The 17,744-nt window shown below is 50.0% G+C and carries 19 protein-coding genes; 5 read left to right on the plus strand and 14 right to left on the minus strand.

The window, feature by feature from the left end:
* Window positions 1–2 precede the first annotated feature (2 nt).
* Window positions 3–1,565 carry an MmgE/PrpD family protein gene (locus FKW19_RS00185; protein ID WP_089178554.1) on the minus strand — a complete coding sequence of 521 codons (1,563 nt, stop codon included), beginning with the start codon at window positions 1,563–1,565 and terminating at the stop codon, window positions 3–5.
* A 131-nt stretch (window positions 1,566–1,696) separates the two neighbouring features.
* On the opposite strand from FKW19_RS00185, the gene FKW19_RS00190 reads away from it, so the two are divergent.
* Window positions 1,697–3,112, plus strand: a complete 1,416-nt coding sequence (locus tag FKW19_RS00190) for a short-chain fatty acyl-CoA regulator family protein (RefSeq protein WP_089178553.1) — start codon at window positions 1,697–1,699, stop codon at window positions 3,110–3,112.
* 288 nt (window positions 3,113–3,400) lie between these two features.
* On the opposite strand, the gene FKW19_RS00195 is transcribed toward FKW19_RS00190, so the two are convergent.
* Window positions 3,401–4,081: a YfdX family protein gene (locus tag FKW19_RS00195; RefSeq protein WP_006116911.1), complete on the minus strand. Its 681-nt coding sequence runs from the start codon at window positions 4,079–4,081 to the stop codon at window positions 3,401–3,403.
* A 148-nt stretch (window positions 4,082–4,229) separates the two neighbouring features.
* Between FKW19_RS00195 and FKW19_RS00200 the strand changes: the two genes are divergently transcribed.
* Entirely contained in the window at window positions 4,230–4,577 is a 348-nt protein-coding gene (locus FKW19_RS00200; RefSeq protein WP_006116910.1) for a DUF3147 family protein, read from the plus strand.
* A 115-nt stretch (window positions 4,578–4,692) separates the two neighbouring features.
* Here FKW19_RS00200 and FKW19_RS00205 read toward each other — a convergent pair whose 3' ends face one another.
* Window positions 4,693–5,478 (minus strand): DNA/RNA non-specific endonuclease, encoded by a 786-nt coding sequence (locus FKW19_RS00205; protein ID WP_089178552.1) that lies wholly within the window; start codon window positions 5,476–5,478, stop codon window positions 4,693–4,695.
* 144 nt (window positions 5,479–5,622) lie between these two features.
* Between FKW19_RS00205 and FKW19_RS00210 the strand changes: the two genes are divergently transcribed.
* Window positions 5,623–6,015 (plus strand): hypothetical protein, encoded by a 393-nt coding sequence (locus FKW19_RS00210; RefSeq protein WP_089178551.1) that lies wholly within the window; start codon window positions 5,623–5,625, stop codon window positions 6,013–6,015.
* A 280-nt stretch (window positions 6,016–6,295) separates the two neighbouring features.
* Entirely contained in the window at window positions 6,296–7,396 is a 1,101-nt protein-coding gene (locus tag FKW19_RS00215; protein ID WP_089178550.1) for an acyltransferase, read from the plus strand.
* Between the two features lie 62 nt (window positions 7,397–7,458).
* Here the strand turns inward: FKW19_RS00215 and FKW19_RS00220 are convergent, their stop codons facing one another.
* Window positions 7,459–7,671 (minus strand): hypothetical protein, encoded by a 213-nt coding sequence (locus FKW19_RS00220; RefSeq protein ID WP_006116906.1) that lies wholly within the window; start codon window positions 7,669–7,671, stop codon window positions 7,459–7,461.
* Between the two features lie 391 nt (window positions 7,672–8,062).
* Here FKW19_RS00220 and FKW19_RS00225 point away from each other — a divergent pair, with 391 nt between their 5' ends.
* Window positions 8,063–8,827 (plus strand): DUF1796 family putative cysteine peptidase, encoded by a 765-nt coding sequence (locus FKW19_RS00225; RefSeq protein WP_089178549.1) that lies wholly within the window; start codon window positions 8,063–8,065, stop codon window positions 8,825–8,827.
* A gap of 54 nt (window positions 8,828–8,881) precedes the next feature.
* On the opposite strand, the gene FKW19_RS00230 is transcribed toward FKW19_RS00225, so the two are convergent.
* The 10 genes from FKW19_RS00230 to FKW19_RS00275 all read right to left on the minus strand — a co-directional run bounded on the left by FKW19_RS00230 (window position 8,882) and on the right by FKW19_RS00275 (window position 17,734).
* The gene (locus FKW19_RS00230; protein ID WP_035350917.1) at window positions 8,882–9,082 is read right to left on the minus strand and encodes a hypothetical protein; all 201 of its coding nucleotides are present in this window, start codon (window positions 9,080–9,082) and stop codon (window positions 8,882–8,884) included.
* A 1-nt stretch (window position 9,083) separates the two neighbouring features.
* The gene (locus FKW19_RS00235) at window positions 9,084–9,464 is read right to left on the minus strand and encodes a hypothetical protein (RefSeq protein ID WP_089178548.1); all 381 of its coding nucleotides are present in this window, start codon (window positions 9,462–9,464) and stop codon (window positions 9,084–9,086) included.
* Window positions 9,461–9,829 (minus strand): hypothetical protein, encoded by a 369-nt coding sequence (locus tag FKW19_RS00240; RefSeq protein ID WP_089178547.1) that lies wholly within the window; start codon window positions 9,827–9,829, stop codon window positions 9,461–9,463. Before FKW19_RS00240 ends, FKW19_RS00235 begins: the two co-directional genes overlap by 4 nt.
* Before the next feature lie 226 nt (window positions 9,830–10,055).
* Window positions 10,056–10,529: a hypothetical protein gene (locus FKW19_RS00245; RefSeq protein WP_089178546.1), complete on the minus strand. Its 474-nt coding sequence runs from the start codon at window positions 10,527–10,529 to the stop codon at window positions 10,056–10,058.
* Window positions 10,526–11,029: a hypothetical protein gene (locus FKW19_RS00250; protein WP_089178545.1), complete on the minus strand. Its 504-nt coding sequence runs from the start codon at window positions 11,027–11,029 to the stop codon at window positions 10,526–10,528. Before FKW19_RS00250 ends, FKW19_RS00245 begins: the two co-directional genes overlap by 4 nt.
* A 67-nt stretch (window positions 11,030–11,096) precedes the next feature.
* Window positions 11,097–11,828: a hypothetical protein gene (locus tag FKW19_RS00255; protein ID WP_089178544.1), complete on the minus strand. Its 732-nt coding sequence runs from the start codon at window positions 11,826–11,828 to the stop codon at window positions 11,097–11,099.
* A 3-nt stretch (window positions 11,829–11,831) separates the two neighbouring features.
* Entirely contained in the window at window positions 11,832–14,471 is a 2,640-nt protein-coding gene (locus FKW19_RS00260) for a hypothetical protein (protein WP_089178543.1), read from the minus strand.
* Between the two features lie 229 nt (window positions 14,472–14,700).
* Window positions 14,701–15,978, minus strand: a complete 1,278-nt coding sequence (locus FKW19_RS00265) for a hypothetical protein (RefSeq protein ID WP_150150520.1) — start codon at window positions 15,976–15,978, stop codon at window positions 14,701–14,703.
* A complete protein-coding gene (locus FKW19_RS00270) occupies window positions 15,978–16,589 on the minus strand; it encodes a hypothetical protein (protein ID WP_089178541.1) in 612 nt (203 codons plus the stop codon). Before FKW19_RS00270 ends, FKW19_RS00265 begins: the two co-directional genes overlap by 1 nt.
* Window positions 16,589–17,734: a baseplate J/gp47 family protein gene (locus FKW19_RS00275; RefSeq protein ID WP_089178540.1), complete on the minus strand. Its 1,146-nt coding sequence runs from the start codon at window positions 17,732–17,734 to the stop codon at window positions 16,589–16,591. The genes FKW19_RS00270 and FKW19_RS00275 overlap by 1 nt, the downstream gene beginning before the upstream one ends.
* Window positions 17,735–17,744 lie beyond the last annotated feature (10 nt).

Below are 17,744 nucleotides of genomic sequence, written 5' to 3' on the forward strand. Positions count from 1 at the left end.
GTTTAGGAAGCCAGAGCCGTGGTGGTGGAGGCCGCAACCGCAGCAGGTTTGGCCTGCCCGAAATTAAAAATGCCTTCCGCTGTGATCTGGCGGATATCACGCTCTGGAATGGCAATTTCCAGCATATGCAGTTCCCCTGCTTTCAGGTTTGGCAGGTTCTGCACAACTTCTAAAAACCTGTCTGCTTCCTTATGGGGCACAATGCCGTCTGAAAGGGTCTGAAACTTACCAATGTAATCAGCCCGCTGCCAAGGTGTTGCCCCTAACGTATGGGCGTTGGCAACAGCCAGCTCATCCGCAATAACCGAACCATCTTTCATGCGGATAACAATGCGGCCACCAAACGCTTTTTTATCCGGATCTGTTTCGTGATACCGTTGTGTCCACTCGGGTTTTTCTATTGTATGGATCTTGCGCCAAAGCCGCACAGTATCTGGTCTGCGTGCCCGTTCCGGGGCATAGGAATGCACATGGTGCCAACTGCCATCCTGCAAGGCCACGGCGACAATATACATAATGGAATGATCCAGCGTTTCCCGCGAGGCTTGCGGATCAAACTTTTGCGGATCGTTCGAACCCGTGCCGATCACATAATGCGTGTGATGGCTGGTTTCTATCAGCACATCTTCCACGTCATCCCAGTTTTTGATTTTCTGGCCCATACGAAAGGCAAGATCAATAAGCGCCTGACTTTGATATTCTGCCGAATGTTCCTTGGTAAAGGAAGACAGAATGGCACGTTTTGGCTCACCCATTTCTGGCAATGGCACGCGATAATGCGCATTTTTACCATCCAGCATCCAAGCAATAACACCATCTTCCCCTTCATAAATCGGGGTTGGAGATGTTTCGCCCATCATCGCACGATCAACGGCCTCTACCGCCATCTTGCTGGCATGCGCAGGCGCGTAGGCTTTCCATGATGAAATTTCACCCTTGCGGCTCTGGCGCGTGGCTGTGGTTACATGCAAAGCCTGCCCAATGGCCTGATAGATAACCGCTGGTGGCAAACGCATAAGCGTGCCAATACCTGCGGCTACAGATGGGCCAAGATGCGCCACATGATCTATCTTGTGTTTGTGCAAACAAATGGCACGCGCAAGATCTATCTGAATTTCATACCCTGTGGCAGCTCCACGAATTAAATCCGCACCACTTCGGCGGCACTGTTGGGCAACTGCCAAAATGCCCGGAATATTATCACCCGGATGAGAATATTCTGCTGCTAAAAATGTATCGTGAAAATCCAGCTCACGCACGGCTGTGCCGTTGGCCCATGCGGCCCATTCTGCATGCACACGCACATTTGGCCCCATACCAAACACTGTAGCCCCGCCTTCGCGCCGGTGGGCCAGAGCCTCGGCCCGTGCGCTCATTACGGAATGACGGTTCACAGATGCCATGGCCACAGATGCGTTATCTATCAGCCGGTTGATAATCATATCCGTAACGGCGGCCTCCACCGGCACCGGATCTGCCGCTACCTGCGCAATTTTCCACGCAAGCTGTTCGGGCCGTGGCAGACGGTCGCTTTCTGGATGAACGCGCACATCATGGTACTGCATTGTTTTTACCTCATGATCGGAATTTGATCGTGAAGCGAGTGTTGCAGAGTGTTATTTTGAACGGCAGAGAGATAAGAGTAAAAAGAGGCGAAGGGAATGTTCCCGTTTGCGAAGTTTGCGAAGTTCGTACCATGCCACAAACCAGAACCAAGCTTTTTGCTGGCCCGCGCTTGCGGCAGTTGCGCCAACGCGAAACCCTAACCCAAGCCAACCTGGCGGAAATACTTGACATATCACCAAGCTATCTGAACCAGTTGGAGCGCAACCATCGGCCCCTTCCACACCACCTGCTGCAAAAACTATGTGAGCGTTTTGGTCTGAGCCCGGCATGGTTTAGCAACACCAAAGAAGCCCATACCGTGCAGGCCATGCGCGAAACCATGGCTGACCCCGTGTTTAAAAACGCATCTTTGCCTTTGGCCAAAATGGCGGATGCCGTGCTTACCAATCCGGATTTATGCGCCGCGTTTCTAACCCTCTACCGCGCTTATAAATTTGAGCAGGAGCGTGAAGACAACGCTCTTTTACCAACCCCAAATTTGGAACCCTATGAAACGGTAGGGGATTGGGTGCAGCAACACCGCAACTATTTTCATGAACTTGATTGTGCAGCCGAAAAATTTTACGAAAGTCTTGATCTCAAAAATGGCTTGTCCGAAGCCTTAAAAACCTACCTTCTTGATCATCATGGTTTGCATACGCAACAAGACCCGGCGCTGGAAGAAGGCGGCTTGGTGTGGCGGATAGATCGGCACCGTCGCACTATTCTTCTGCCCCCAGATCAACCATCGGAAAGCACGCTGTTCTATCTGGCGCAAATTATTGGCCAACGCGACCAAACCCGCCTGATAAGTAGTATTTTACGCCGTGAAGGCCCAAAGGAGAAAAATGCGCTGGAGTTGGGGCGTGTTTACCTGGGCAACTACTTTGCCGGGGCATTGCTGTTGCCCTATAAGCGCTTTTTGCATGCGGCACAGACCATGCGTTACGATATTGAACGCTTGCGCCGCCATTTTGGTACCAGTTTTGAGCAGATAAGCCACAGGTTAAGCACGTTACAGCGCCCCGGCATGGAGGGCATTCCTTTTTATTTTCTCAAATTAGATATTGCAGGAAATATTCTTAAAAGTTTTTCTGCCAACCGCTTTTCTCAGGCCCGTTTTGGTGGCCCCTGCCCGTTATGGAACATCTTTCGGGCTTTTGCCACGCCCGGGCAGGTGCAGGTACAACTTTCTCAAACCACGGATGATTCCATTTACCTCAATGTTGCCCGCACTGTAGGGCATGAGGGGGTTACCTATACAGACCGCCCACGCCAGATTGCCATTGTGTTGGGCTGTACCATCAATGATGCCGCAAAAACGGTTTATGCAGATGGTTTAAACCTGAATGACCACAGATTGGTTGTACCCATTGGCCCCGGCTGCCGCGCATGTATGCGGGATAATTGCAGCCACAGATCTTTGCCTGTTTCGGGCCGTATGTTGGATACAGGAAGCGATGCCAGAGGCGTTGTGCCCTATCGGGCGCTACCTGAAAAACCCTGATATCTTGCAAGAAAGAAGATAGTCTGGTGGGGCAAGGGGAACTTAAAAAACCTATCTGGAATGACCGGGGATGCAAAAACATTCCAGATAGGAACCGGGGATTGAACGGGATAAATCAAGACGAACCAAGAGTTGTCGCGGTAATGCCCCTTGCCCCACCAGCAGAAACGCCTTCATCACCGCGACAAAATTGATAATAAGAACCATTCTCAATAAATGCAACAGAAAAAAGCAGGGATGGAGAACTTTTTTGCTCCCCATCCCTGCCGTATAACGCAGCGTATTGTTTTAGTTGGATTTTTTAGCCGGTGTGGAGGGCGCAACTTTTTCCACCACATCGTCCGAAACAAACACAACGCCATCCAGAAGCTGGTTAAGTGCTTCTACAGCCTGCTGCGGCTGGCGGCCTTCTGTAAACACTTTTGCACGGTACAGGGCACCTTCGCTCTGTTCCAGCGGGGCAAGGGCCAGAATGAAGTCTGCATCTTCACCCACAACCTGTAGGCTCTGCTGCGCCTGCTGGGTCTGCCCGGCTTGGAACTGCTTGTTGGCGTTTGCCAATGCAGCCTGTTTTTCTGGGGCCAGTGTTTCGCTTACAATAAATTCACCACCAACAGGCACCCATGTTGTGGGGTTGGCAACTGGCGTATGGGTTGCAGAAACCGGATGCTGCGGCGCTGGCTGAAGCTGGCTTTCTGCCGCAAAGAACTTCTTGTTATCTGCGCTGGCAGCCTTAAAGCGCTTTTGTGCATCATAGAGCGGGGGAATAGCTGCATCGGTTTTGCCCTGAGCCAGCAGATCCCGCGCCTGAAACACGTCCATCATGGCTTTTTGGCCATCAACAGAGAGACGGTGCATGGCATGGCCAGCCTTGAACTTTTCCCACGTGGTGTGCACAGTACCTGCCTGTGCCACAGAAAAACTGGTGAGCAATACAGCGGAGGCTGCAAAAAGAGCTTTTAAACGCATAAAAACTAATCCAAACTGATTTAATTATTCAAAGATAACGAATGATATCCTGAAATTTAATTTAATGCGCCACGTGGGGTGATACAATTCATCTATATTAAAAAATATATTATAGTCAGGCGTTTTTTATTTATTGTCTGATACCTGAATGTTTTTTCTTCTCAAAACCCTGCTTTCAGCTTTGATTATTGCTCTGGTTTCCACTTTGGCACGCCGTTACCCTGGTTTTGGTGCGTTGGTTGCCGCCCTGCCCCTTGTTTCCGTATTTGGGATGATCTGGCTTTGGCTGGAAACGCATGATCCCGCACGGATGGAAGCCCATGTGAGCGCTACATTCTGGTATGTGCTACCCTCCTTGCCCATGTTTTTGTTCATGCCGTGGCTTATGCGGTATGGCGTGCATTTCTGGCCCGCACTGGCCAGCGGCTGTGGCTTAACCATTGTTTTGTATCTGCTGATGATCTGGGCCGGACCTTGGCTTGGCATCAGCCAATAAAACCTCTTGCCAATAGATTCGCCCACAGATTCTGCGGATGCTCCGGTGGGTAAGCCTGTGGATAACGTGTACAATCTACGTGAAAATCGTGGTCAGTACTCTCACCTTCCCACGCTTACCGCCGTATTTTACGTGGTGACGGCAAGCGCCAGAAATTCTGCTTGATACGATCTGCCACACCCGGAAACGGATCCACCCCTGTATTGCGGATAAGGGTTGCCACTGTTACCTGATCGCAGTGTGGAGAACGTTGCACGTTTTTGCAGACATATACGCCCGCAGCCTGACGTTGCGCAGAATACACAGCTTTCCATGTAGAAGACGGCACAAACACATGGTCTGGCCCAATGGTGGGAATAGGATGGCCATGAAAGGCAGGGCCGGTGACCACATATAAATCACCTTCCTGCACAGCCAATTCCCGCACTGTGTATTCAATACGCGCCCAAATGCCCTGATTGAGCGTAATGGATTGCGGTACCACGTTGGAATACGCAAAAGTTTCAAATTGTGCGGCGGGAGTTGGCTGGTCTGCACTGGGGGCCATGTGGCCTCTGCTGTAGCCAGATTTTTTGTAATCATGGTCTCGGCTACCATTTGGCCAGCGAGAATCTTCATAAAAAGTGCCAGCACGCATCAGGCGTTCTGCAAGACGCACATTATCTGCCTGCAAATGCTCTGCGGCCCACAAAGGTGTGTGCGTAACAGATGAAACCAAAACAGCATAACCCATGTTACAAAGCAGCTCTGTCTGCTTCAACATGAAAGGCCGCGTGAGTGTGGGCAATCTGTTTTCTGGCCCAAACGCCTGACATGCTGCATTTTCCTGCGCCCAAGCGGCAGAAACCGGCAAAGACGCTATAACAATGCCTAAGCATATTTTAGCAACACGCAAGCTCATTGAACGGATACCAGCGTGAAACCCTGTTTTAAATACACAATGCTGCCTTTGTTAAATGCTATAAACTACGAAATGCCTTTATAAAAAAGATAATGCCCAAAGAAAGGCACATAAAACAAAATCAGCCACAGTTATGGAGCAGAAATGGAGCAGCCACCATCTTCCAACACCGATACGCCAGAAACCCTGCGCGAACACCGCACACAAATGATAACAGCAAAGCTGCCCGCCAAAATGCGCCGCGCCATACAGTGGTTACGCAAACCCCAGCAAAAATGGGTGCGCTTGCCTTCTGGGCTGTTGTTAATTTTGGGTGGATTGCTTTCCTTTTTACCTGTGTTGGGTGTGTGGATGCTGCCTTTGGGCATCTTGCTTCTGGCAGAAGATATTCCGCTCTTTCGGAGCCTAAGCGGTAAAATGTTGGGCTGGATTGCCCGGCGCAAGCCCTCGTGGTTGGGGATTGCTGAAAACGAAACGGAAGAAGAAGCCTTCCTGCGCGTTAAAACCTTTCTGGAGCAGGATTTATACCACCCCTGAAGTTTTTATCCGCAGGTATCTTGACTGCCAAGCTTAGTGGCCTTGTCCACAGATTCTGCGGATGCTCCGGTGGGTAAGCCTGTGGATAACGGGCACAACCCATGTGAGTCACGCTGATGATTTCCCTATGCCCCATACCAGCCTATACATCCGGTTGAAGGATTTTTTCGTAGTTTCACTTACCATTTTAGCTGTGCTTTGCATGCTATGCAGCGAGGAATCTGGTCAACTGCTCCCCTGCCCGATATGAACTTTGGAAATATCAAAAAAGCAGGGTCAGATGGCAGGCAAATATAACAAAAACATAGAAATACAACTCATGCGCATTATCTCTATTGCCTTGGTTGTTATGGCGCATCAAGCATCACTCCGTACCAATATCCACCCTCATTTTGGAGAAAGTTTGGGAGCAGTTTTGCGTCCTTGGTTGGGGGTAGATATTTTCTTTGTTATATCCGGTTATTTCATGGGTTACATGGTTTTGGGCAAATCCAAACCCAATATGGAACTAGCAGAGAAAGTTTCCTTCTCTCTTGATTTCTTCAAGAAAAGATTTCTCAGACTTTTTCCGGCTGCGTTTTTCTGGATAACCGTTACACTTACTGCGGGCCTTATTTCATCCGATCGCGGGTTGTGGGGCGATCAAACCAGCCTGTTTTATAAATGGCTGACTTCTATTTTTTATATCAGAAACTTTGAAAATGCTGTCTCTCCCAGTCCATTAGGCTGGTATTGGTCTTTATCGCTTGAAAATCAATTTTATATTGTTCTGCCGCTTCTGTTCTTCACCATAGGCAAAAAGTTTTTTATCTTCTGTATTTATGCTTTAGCTGTGGTGCTGCTTTTCTGGCTGCCGGGTGGTGTTGATTGGGGATGGTACCGTCCCACAGGGTTTATATGGGGACTTATTGCTTATCATCTTGTAAACACGCAGGGCATAGGCGATATTATCCGGGCAAAAGCACCACAAATTCCTGCAACGCTTTCTTTCTTCTTGCTGATTTTTGGCCTTGTGGCATCTACAGCCATACCTGCTGCATTTCAGAACCAAATGATGCCTTTTTCTATCAGCATTGTTTCTATTCTGGCCTGTGTGTGCGTGGTGTATGCCGCCTTAAAATGCGGCACCCTAACAGTACCAAAGCCACTGGTGTTTCTAAGTTATTGGGGTGGAGAAATCACTTACTCCTTTTATCTGTGCCACATTGTTGTCTGGGATATTATGCAAGATATTCGCCAGTCTTACGGTTTAAGAATATCATCTAAACTGTTTGCCGTTTCAGGCATCTGTATGGCCATTCTTTTTGCAACGCTTTCTTATTTCTTTATTGAATTACCATTTTATAGAAAGAAATCTGATTTGGAGCCAAGTTTGAAGTAACCACAAAAAAACCGCCGAAAGGCGGTTTTTTCTTACCTAATTCGTAAAATGCATCTGCTGTTTTAAACAGCTTCCGACATCTCATACGGAATATTGGCTTTTGTCAACTCTGCCAAGAAGTCTCTCTCCACTACGGCATCCTTATAGTTCTCATCCTCTACACATTCCCGCCAGGAAAGTTCTGATGCAGAAGGCTTACTTGCTTTCCACGTCTGATGCAGGGCAGATGCTTTGGAAACAAACTCTTTTAGAACAGAAATGGTGACAGTGCTCATAGGGTGAACTTTCTCTTTAACATTGGTAATTGCCTATATGTGGCCTTAGCAGATGCGCGCTTCAAGGTATCAATTCACACTTTCCACAAGGTTGTACACAGGCAAAAAACCTACACAACCCGCATGAAAAGAAACATGTCATGTGCCTTATGAGGCAAGTTCATCATGCATCATGAATATTTTTTATGACATATAGAATGTCGTATCTGTAATGATTCATTTTACAAATACAAAATACATCTCTTAAAGTAAAGACAGTGCCTCTATCGGGATAAAATGCTGCCCGCGTAACCCGATGAGAACAATGTTGAAGGAAATGCCAAAATATTCCAATGTAAGGATATAATTAGATCCATATTATCGTCGGCCATATCCAACCCCAAGAGCGCGCATGAACAGTCTGAAAAAAGTTAAAAGATCTGTAAAAGAACTGCTCTCTTTACTCAGATATTACCATCAGTTCAAAAAGATCGCGCAGAATCTTCAGGGGCTTGAAGTGGTTTCTGTGGGAGATCATTGCCTGACAGCTTCAGTTCTCAAAAACCTTGGACTTAAAAAGCACTCCTACCCGTTTGATTGGATATTTAGTGATATCCGCATGGTAAACCATTGCATTCAGGACGGGTTTTCAACTTTTCTGGATAGATCAGAGCACATAAAAATTGCTGACAGTGAAAAACTCTCACCCGATGCAAATTTTTGTGATCACAGATATTATAAAGAACACTTTGGTATTCTTTTTGCATTTAATCACTATGATATATCTGTTAATAACGTTTATAAATATTATCAACGCTGCGTTGACAGATTTGTAAATCTACTACGCTCAGATAGGAAAGTTATATTTATCTGTATTTCTCAAAGAATTTGTGAAAATGATTTTCATGAGCTTTCAAAAACTCTATCACTTTATAAAAATAAATATCTCCTTGCCTTGAATTTTATCCAACGTGAGGATCATCTTTACACATGTAACATCACCTCAAAAACAGAAAATGCGCTTTTATATTCCATTTCCCGCAAAGAAAGTATTGATGGCACTGATTTTCAAACAGCACAGGATCTCATAAGCTTTATAACAGTTTTTTCCTCATTCATTTCCACCAAAAATCAGACCGCACCACCAGCAACCGCCAGCCCACAGCCAGCGCGATAGTGGCGAGGAAAACTCCCCCGCCACCAACAATCATCCCGCATTCAAAATCTGGCGTCATGCAGACTGGATAGCCGCGTTATCCGCCTTGCACTTGGCAAAAATGGCTTCAATATCTGCTACAGTTGGGCCAGTCTTGCTCTTGGACTGCTCAATGGCCTCTTTCACCGTCTCGTAAACTTCTGGCCCGTATTTTTCGGCCAAACCGGCTACGGTACCAACTACGCCAAGGATGGCGCTGATTTCTGTTGCGTTCATGCTATTTGCTCCCGCCAAGGGCTGCGCAGGCATCCGGCGTGGTACCGGTTTTCAGGCCTGTCCAGCAGGTTTCAAAAGAGGCAAAGTCTGCTTGCAATGCGTTCACGCCCGTCTGCGTAATGCTGTTGCCGCTTTCGATAGAGGTTTCCAGAGACTGGATTTCATTAAACACGGCCTGACTGGCTGCCTTGGCAATAGTCTTTTGCGTGTCGGTTAATGCCACACCGGGAACCTTGCCTGCCATCACATCCGGCATAGGGTTAGCCAGCACATGATAAGCGCTGTCCACATCATAAACAGCCTGACGCAATTTGCCCTGCGAGGTATCAGCGCAAGCAGCCAGAAGAGGCAACAGCCCCAGAGCAAGAAGTGCTTTTTTCATTTCGTATCGTCTTTCGGAATGGTCACAACAGAACCCGCCCCAGCCTTGGGCGGTTCAGATTTGGAAGAAACTGCTCCGCGCAAAATAATCGCAGCATTGGCAGCCTGCTTCCAGTTGAGGGCAAGGAAGTTGATAATCCGGTACAGAAGCCACAGCTTGCCGGACTGATTAGCTGGCAGCGGGATCTGCGTTGCTGCCGCCCCTGCTGCCGCAAACACAACACAGGCATAAAGCACCCATGTTGCTTCGGGCTGTGGAAGTGCAGCCACCATAGCGGGCAACGACAGGCCAGCCGTAATGGCCTTGGCTGTTTGCGCGACAACGGCAGAGCGTTTTGGCGCTACGGGAGCAGGTGCATCAGTCATGCGACCTCCCTCCCCGCAAGCTGACAGGCAGTGCGTTCACTTCCACAACCTCAATTACGAGGTTCCCGTTTGGGCTGCGGTGGATGCTGCGGCGGAGTTCTGCCAGCACGATATCTGCGGTGCGTTTTGCTATACGCTCGCACTCGGTCTCGGTGAGAAACACCGTATTTGTCCTTTCTGAGTAATCGCCACGCCAGTTGGCGCATGAGCGGCAGGAGAACCCGCCTCATGCATTGATGGCCTGCTGGAATAGAGATGTGTTTGCACTGGCATTGGCTTGCCCCAACGCCGTGTTGTAGTGCTGCTTGTGATAGGCGCTGAGGGCATCGGCATTGTTTGCATCAGGTAGCGGCGCTGGAACACGCAGGTATTTCACCCGTGCCATCAAAACGGCATACCGCAGGTTCCAGATCATCACGCTCGCATCAGGCAAACCAGAGAGGCCGCACGTTGCGAGGATATGGTTTGCGGTATCCTGTTGGTAGCGCAGGTAATTCACCCAGCAATCATCATGCGTTGCGGGTTCCATTTGCGCGATACCAAGAGCAGGCCCTTTAATTTGCTCCAGCCAAGAAAGGCCGCTTTCGACAAGGCAGGTGCCAGTTAGCAAATTAACTGCCGCCTCACCGCCAAGCCTAGCCCCTGCAAGCGCAGGCCGCACGATGAGGGACTTAAACTGAGACAGGTTTAGTCCGGTCATGTCGCTTCCATTTCACGCGGGGGCAGGATGAACTGCGTTTCCTGCGGCTGCGGTGTGGGCTGCGGGTATGGATGTTTCCGATGCAAGAACCCGACCTTCCCAAACAGGTAGTCGTCCCATGTTTGGCTAGAGAGAATTGTGCCGCCAACTGCCGCACCAAGTGTGCAGAAAATCCCCACAATAACCGCCAACTTTTTCCAACGCCGTAAACCGTCTTCCGCCAGTCTGTTCCGCTCTTCCTGCGCACCCGTATGGGCCGCCAGTTGGCGGGTAAGGTCAGAAAGCTGGATACCAATCCGATCCATTCCGGCATTTGTAGCTTGCTGGCGGGCGTTACCTTCTGCCCGCACAGCCGCAATATCTCGGCTGATGCTATCCAGCTTGCCATCTGTCACGTCCTGCCGCCTTTCTACAGCGGCAAGGCGTTCTTCGTGATCATCCAGACGTGCGTGCACGCCATCAGCAACGCTGGGGGTGCCCGCGCTCTGTTCATCTGTCATTCAATTGTCCGAAGAAAATGTATTTCAGATATTTATAGTGCAGATCTGAACTATAAATAAACGTGCATTATACTGATTGACCGAATGATTTAGCCCATTGACGCATCCATGCCACCGCCGCTGTTAAATCATCAGCTGCAAGAATAGTATCCCAGATCAGATAAGAGGCCGCCTCAAACGTACTGCTTGCGGCATTATCCCCTGCGCCACCCAATTCAAACGTATTGATAGGTGTATAAATATCTGGAAATGAACCTGTACCGCCCGCTGATATGCCGGTTGTATAGTTTTTGTAATTTAGCACGGGTGTTTTTGTCGTGATATCACACTGCCACGCGTGTATCTGCCATGTGCCGAATACCAAACCATCGGCATTTTCGGATAACTGTTGAGCAGCGTTCGAGCATGCCAAAAAATTGTTCATAGTGCCGCCACGCTGCGCTAACGATAACCCAGCTGGGGATGATCCAATATTAGGAGTTTGAATAATATTAGGATTGCCCGACCCCAAATTAATTAACGACAGGATCGTGATTTGGGGCGTAAACAGTTGGTAGGTTTCCAGAATTTCGTTGTAGCCTAGCGTAACTAACGGCAGAGATTTTCCAGCCACACCTGCCGTAAATACTGGCGCACCCGTTTTGGCTGTGGGTTGCACGCCGCCTGATGCCAGATTTTTTAGCCCAGATGCACTGTTAAGTGCAAACAGCGCCGTTGCTGGCTGCGCACTGGTAGGAGCTTCCCAGCCGATGGAATTATCAGAGTAATCAGCGTCATTTACAGTAATGGCGAGAGCCATGACTTATCCTTCCACGCTCTGAATAGCGTAATTGATCATTGGGTTAGGCAGCGCATACGGTTTGCCAATGTAGGCTGGGATATTTTCGGAGTACGGCGCACCATTACCTTCCACCCATTCATAAACGTCACGAGATACAGCCGGATCACTGTCGTAAATATTGCCAGAGCCGTTGTGGTGGTTATCGCCATACGTCACCCAGACAGGATTTTCAGGCTCTGCGCTGAGCGTTATTTCGACCTGCGTTTCGCCTGCAATGTTTACCGATGCAACGCTCAACTGTGCATTTGTAACTGTATCGTAAACACCAAATCCTAGATCAGTTCTGGTGTTTTGGGCCTGCCCTTCCCACGTTGGCAGCACGCGGATGGGGGGATACGGAACGTGACAATCAATCAGTATTGTTTTCCCACGCAGCCTGGCACGTTCCATTATCAATGGTTTCCACGCCAGCCCTTGCGTAATGACCCTGTGCCGCACTTTTGCACGCATCGCACCAACATACCGCTCACCATTGCTGGAATAATGCGGCCCATAGTCAATCGCTGGATAGCCAACTGTCGGAATGTATGCTCCCGGCGTTGCCATAACGTAGTCCACCTGAGCGCGGCACACGTCCATAATCCCTGTGCCCGGCAGATTCATCCCACTGATCGGCACAATTTCGATAAATGGATCAATCGTCTGCCCAAACTCTGACTTGATGGCCGATTTTGCATCTTCGAAATACTGTGCCAGCAGCGGGTAATACGTGGCGTAATCCGTATTCGTATTCGATCCGCCTTGACAAAACTCTAGAAGAAAACAGCCGATTGTCGTGCCCGACTTATCTGCCTGCGCCTTAGCAATCGTGGCAGACTGCGGGATGCGGTCAAACAGATCGGGGGACGATCCCTTACTTAACTGCTCAATAGTTGTGCCAGAAACGCAGCAGGACAGCAGAGCTAATTTGCGTGAGGAATCAGAGGGCAGACCACGATACGCTAATTGCATACCACGATAAAAATTCAGAGCCGCAATACTCTGCTGCTCACCAAAATCACGAGTAATGCGCAGTGGAGCAATAGAGACGCCAGTTGCTCCCGAAACAGCTACGGGGTCCCACTGGAACCAAACATAATCACACGTCCCTGTTATAGACTGCGCTGTAACGGTTGTGAGCGTTATATAGTTACTATACCACCACCCACCACTCTCATTGTTAGCCGCTGCCGTACCCGTAAAACCTGCACATTGGATAGTCTGACCCACAGAAAATCCCGTTGTAAAATCAACGGATTTATCCGTGGTGCTGATCTGGATTTGTGGATGACCGCTGGTAACAGTCGGAACTGTCACATCTACAGTCGCAGGCTTATAAACCAGATCAGGTATATCCATCGTTGCATACGTGTCTTGATTTACATTAACAGCAACCAACGGCTGCGGTGCTGCATCACCACCCCTCGGCGTCCACTGCGCACTATCAATTCCGAAATCAAACCCCCTCGGATCACCGCCAAATGTGATGTTGTCGTAGGGCTGTGTAATACTGAGGGCAGGAATTGAAACAAAACCCATCATCTCAGACTGACCGAGTGCGTAGCTGACGGATATACCCCAAACAGGTCGCGCCCGCAGCATATCGCCGGGGCCTGCCATTGTCGCAGCAGACCGAGCTAACTGCATGCGGTCACGTTCGGCGATTTCCTCAGAGGTAAAATCGCCAGTTTTGACGGCGTAATACCCAGACGTGTCGAGCAGGATAAAACCGTTTTTGTCCCTGACCGTAACGCCATTTGGATTGCTGTTGCTGGTAACAGAAATCGGGCCGAGATCAGCACGCGCAGCACTGCTCGGGAATGCAGGAGAGCCGTCTGCTCGTACGCCCCATGCCACATTCCCCATGGCATCGCGCATGCCAAACAGGAATTGTCCCGTAGCGTTGCAATCCAAAAGTGTAGAGCCCAGCAGCAACTGTTTGCCTGCCGTGCTGATATTCCCGGTATTATCAATGGAGGTTAGGATATAACCCAACACATCCCTGAGCGTTAATGCGCCGCTACCACGACTGTTGAGCGTGACACCATCAGCAATAACGCCATCCAGCCCCTGAAATACCTGCGCAATGGTGGGATACCCAGCCCTTTTAAGAATTGTCCAAACACCATCATGAAACCAGACGCCGTCGAGAATTTCCCACGCCGTAACCCCATCTAACGATGCGTTGCCCGGAACAGAAACAACGTAGAAATCGCCCTCTGTGCCCGTGCCGCTGGTTAATGACGGGCTGTTTTTGCTCGCATCCCATGCGCCCCTGTTTGTAAACTGGACCGGGTTGTTCGCGACCATGCTGGCGAGTGCGGTGTTCTGCGCAAGGATGGCCCCAGCCCCAGCCGCAGTTGCTTGCGCGCTATCTGCTGCAGCCGCTGCGATATTAGCCGACTGAGAAGATGCCTCTGAAGTTGCGGATGCATTATCTACCGCATCTAATACTTGTGCAACGGCATCATTAACTGCCTTGGTATAGTCAACAATGGATATATCGCCGACATTTGCCCCAGAAATATCAAGGCCAGACAGAGACTCTTTAACGATAAGCGCGGCAACCAGTGGCGCCAACTGCCGTAGCGGCACAGGCGTGTATTGATCTGCGTCAGCCATGAGCCCTCACATAAAAAAAGGCCGCAAAAAGCGGCCTTAAAAATAAAAAACAGGGAAATTTAAGAATTTGAATTGTAAGTATCGCCAATATTCAAAATATCATTCTGAATAACAGCCATACCATTCGGGGGCGCCCAGGAGGATTTTCCATCCCATAGAACCGCATTGACTACATAGCCGACAGGCTGCGTATTAGTTGCCATCGTGCGGTAAACTACATACCTTTGCATCAGGCATATTCCTCAATAATCACAACGCCGGGAGAGCCAAGCCCCCCAGGGTATCCAGTTGAGGTGGTCGAACCGCCACCGCCTGCGCCACCACCGTATCCAGACGCGTCTTGGGCAGCGCCGTTTGATGTGGCGTATGTCCCACCACCAAAAAATGATTGCGTCCCAATACCAGGATAAGTGATGCCGTTAACATACCACCCGCCCGCACCGTCTTGCCCTTGTTTTTGGTAGATTACAGAAAGGATTTTGCTCGCATCATAGACAGTTACTGCTCCGCCTTCAGCTTGGCCGCCAACGCTTACTGAACTCGTAGAAGTAGAAAATCCATAACTCCCCTCCACGCCACCTTGGCATTCCACTATAGATCCAAGCCATGTTGAACCGCTTTTGTTCTGAGTATTTGTATTTGTGGATTCTGCTGACGCACCAATCGTTATTGATTGTATCGCCCCGTCTGACACATCAAACCAAAATTCGATTTCACCTGCGGCCCCTCCACTTCCACCCGCTGAATTATGATCGCTATCATTGGCTTGCGCATAACCACCCGGACCACCTGCTCCGCACATCCGAACACGCGCCATTCGTGCGCGGTTACTTGGAGTGTATATGCCGCTGCTGGTGAATTTCTGCGTTCCCAGATAACGACCACGCTCTAGTTGTGGTACGGTCGGATAAAACGCTGTAAGGGCTTTAGTCGTGGCTCCAGCGGCAGTTGTTGCGCCAGCGGGAACTGTTACCGTGTAAAGAGGAACGATTGCACCGCCAGATGGTGATGCAGGCGCTTCGGCGGCCAGAACCAATTCCGCTTGCGCCAAACGGGTAACCGGTAAAGACGTGCCTGCATTTCCGGGTCCAGCCTGCGTCTGACTTGGATTATCCGCATTATAGAATGGCAGCACAGTTTCATCTGTATCCGCCTCAGAACACACAGCATATAACGTTGCTGTCTGCCCTGCTGTGAGGGTAATGCTTCCTCCAGCGCATCCGTAAACAACAAACTGCGCGGATGTATCAGCAGAAATACCACCCCCATTCCCGCCGAAAGCTGTTTCATCAATGGCGCCAGAAGATGCCACGACACCAGAGCCTACAGCAATGGTCAGCGCAGAAGCAGATGGCGTAACAGAAAAACCGAAAGCCGCAGAAACTGTAGAAAAATCTCCATAAAGAAGATTTAACGCCTGCCCCAATGCAGTTTTCAGATTGCGTTCACCCCACAACAAATCTGCATCAAGCGGAATCTGCCCTTGATAAACAATCCTGCGCTGCATCAGTTTTCAACCTTCACCCACGCCGTAACACCTTCGGCGCGCACATTATTGATTGCGGCGTAAATTGCCGCCACGGACGCTGCATTGCCCGGCTTTGTCGTCACGAAAAACTGGCCTCCATTCAGGCCACCGTAATATAGTCCCGCCACACCATACCCGTAGCCACCGCCGGCGGCTGGCGTTGCTGTTGAACCAAGTCCCTTGCAATCGCTGGCGCTCGTGGGCTCAACCACGATAGGCGTTTGCCCCGTCAGATCCTGCAATGCTTCCGTAATGGCTGTGCGGGTATTCTTCTGAGCAACAAGTGCTTCTTGGATGCGCTTTCTATAAGCTGCGTCTGTCTCTCCAGAGGCACGAGGCAACGCATCGCCAAAGAAATCGTAGGCAATCATATCCAGAAAAGAGCCTGTGGCCGTGGCCAGACGCATCTGAAGGTTAACCTGCCCGAACAGGTCATAAACCCATGACAGAATATTTCCGATGCCCTGCAAAACACCATTCAGAACAGGCGCTTTTTCACTCTGGTTTTCTGCTGGAGGATCTGGGAACCAGCCGAATGGAAGGAGTTGCCGAACACGGCGGGCAAAATCGTTCTGATCTCCCGTAGCCATTAGCTGCCTGCCTCAACAACCGTCACCGCAACGGAACCTGCCCGGATCACCTGTTTGGTAGCGGCTGCTAGATCCGATTGCGCGCCGTTCAACAGCACATTCGTGATGGAAACAATATCCACCCCGGCATTGTTGTAAGCTACCACAGGAAGACGACTGTATGCGTAACCCGCCCCCACTTTCTGGGCATCAATGTCGGTCGTAATTGCATTCTGAATATTAGTTTGAACCGTAGCTGTATCTGTTCCCGCAGCCACGGTTACCGTCATACTGACTGTTGCCCGAAGTTCAATGGGCCCGATAACAGCAAACCCGACCCCCTCCGCTTTAACAGCATCAATCGCTGTATACACAGATGCCAAAAGATCAGTAGATGGCGCGCCCGTGCCATCGTCTACAACAACCGTAAAGTATCCCGGGCGGAATGTATCATCTGGTGCTGCGCAGTTAATAATCTCATAAGTGAGATTGGTCTGTACACCCGCAATAGCATTTTCAATAGCCGGATTACTGGCTGTAGATTTTGCCGCCAGCCAATCAGGAAAACGAGCCTTTAACTGCGCGTCTGTCTCTCCATCGGAGCCATTTACAAGTGCTACTGCATTCGTCACGGTATCAATACCGGCAATGCTGGTTCCAAGAAGGCAGATGGCGCCTGCGGCAACATTGCCAGTTGATCCAGAAACCTGACATTCAACGGGCACAGTAATAGATCCCGTTCCCGCTGGCCGCACATAAGCACCAGTTGCGGCAGACCATGCAGAATTGCTCGTATCTTCCGTCACGGCATAATTCATACCAGCAACAGTGCGAACAAGAACCCCAACTGCCACTGATGCAGACTGCTGATCTGGCTGAAATGAAGTCAGCGTCACCTCGCCTGTAGCAGCCGTCCCCGGCATACGGGACATACCGAAATCAGCCACCCAACTGTCTGCATCCGCGCCGCTTGATGTGGCTAACCGCGAGCGGGACAGAATAAGCAATGCGATATATTGCAACCACAGACCCGTGCCCGACACAGATTCCATAATTGCGCGCAGCGGCGTGCCCACAGCCATATCCAGCAACGTGCCGCACGCACCCTGCGCCGCCGCCACTGACTGAGCGACAAGTGCAGCATACGTTCTTAAAGGAAGTGACATGAAGATTCCG

The sequence above is a fragment of the Acetobacter sp. DmW_125128 genome, assembly GCF_008704325.1.
Lineage (GTDB): Bacteria > Pseudomonadota > Alphaproteobacteria > Acetobacterales > Acetobacteraceae > Acetobacter > Acetobacter oryzifermentans.

What these genes read in the sequence shown, in the direction of transcription:
- FKW19_RS00185 (WP_089178554.1), bottom strand. Translation starts at nt 1,565, where the DNA reads ATGCAGTACCATGATGTGCGCGTTCATCCAGAAAGCGACCGTCTGCCA.
- FKW19_RS00190 (WP_089178553.1), top strand. Translation starts at nt 1,697, where the DNA reads ATGCCACAAACCAGAACCAAGCTTTTTGCTGGCCCGCGCTTGCGGCAG.
- FKW19_RS00195 (WP_006116911.1), bottom strand. Translation starts at nt 4,081, where the DNA reads ATGCGTTTAAAAGCTCTTTTTGCAGCCTCCGCTGTATTGCTCACCAGT.
- FKW19_RS00200 (WP_006116910.1), top strand. Translation starts at nt 4,230, where the DNA reads ATGTTTTTTCTTCTCAAAACCCTGCTTTCAGCTTTGATTATTGCTCTG.
- FKW19_RS00205 (WP_089178552.1), bottom strand. Translation starts at nt 5,478, where the DNA reads ATGAGCTTGCGTGTTGCTAAAATATGCTTAGGCATTGTTATAGCGTCT.
- FKW19_RS00210 (WP_089178551.1), top strand. Translation starts at nt 5,623, where the DNA reads ATGGAGCAGCCACCATCTTCCAACACCGATACGCCAGAAACCCTGCGC.
- FKW19_RS00215 (WP_089178550.1), top strand. Translation starts at nt 6,296, where the DNA reads ATGGCAGGCAAATATAACAAAAACATAGAAATACAACTCATGCGCATT.
- FKW19_RS00220 (WP_006116906.1), bottom strand. Translation starts at nt 7,671, where the DNA reads ATGAGCACTGTCACCATTTCTGTTCTAAAAGAGTTTGTTTCCAAAGCA.
- FKW19_RS00225 (WP_089178549.1), top strand. Translation starts at nt 8,063, where the DNA reads ATGAACAGTCTGAAAAAAGTTAAAAGATCTGTAAAAGAACTGCTCTCT.
- FKW19_RS00230 (WP_035350917.1), bottom strand. Translation starts at nt 9,082, where the DNA reads ATGAACGCAACAGAAATCAGCGCCATCCTTGGCGTAGTTGGTACCGTA.
- FKW19_RS00235 (WP_089178548.1), bottom strand. Translation starts at nt 9,464, where the DNA reads ATGAAAAAAGCACTTCTTGCTCTGGGGCTGTTGCCTCTTCTGGCTGCT.
- FKW19_RS00240 (WP_089178547.1), bottom strand. Translation starts at nt 9,829, where the DNA reads ATGACTGATGCACCTGCTCCCGTAGCGCCAAAACGCTCTGCCGTTGTC.
- FKW19_RS00245 (WP_089178546.1), bottom strand. Translation starts at nt 10,529, where the DNA reads ATGACCGGACTAAACCTGTCTCAGTTTAAGTCCCTCATCGTGCGGCCT.
- FKW19_RS00250 (WP_089178545.1), bottom strand. Translation starts at nt 11,029, where the DNA reads ATGACAGATGAACAGAGCGCGGGCACCCCCAGCGTTGCTGATGGCGTG.
- FKW19_RS00255 (WP_089178544.1), bottom strand. Translation starts at nt 11,828, where the DNA reads ATGGCTCTCGCCATTACTGTAAATGACGCTGATTACTCTGATAATTCC.
- FKW19_RS00260 (WP_089178543.1), bottom strand. Translation starts at nt 14,471, where the DNA reads ATGGCTGACGCAGATCAATACACGCCTGTGCCGCTACGGCAGTTGGCG.
- FKW19_RS00265 (WP_150150520.1), bottom strand. Translation starts at nt 15,978, where the DNA reads ATGCAGCGCAGGATTGTTTATCAAGGGCAGATTCCGCTTGATGCAGAT.
- FKW19_RS00270 (WP_089178541.1), bottom strand. Translation starts at nt 16,589, where the DNA reads ATGGCTACGGGAGATCAGAACGATTTTGCCCGCCGTGTTCGGCAACTC.
- FKW19_RS00275 (WP_089178540.1), bottom strand. Translation starts at nt 17,734, where the DNA reads ATGTCACTTCCTTTAAGAACGTATGCTGCACTTGTCGCTCAGTCAGTG.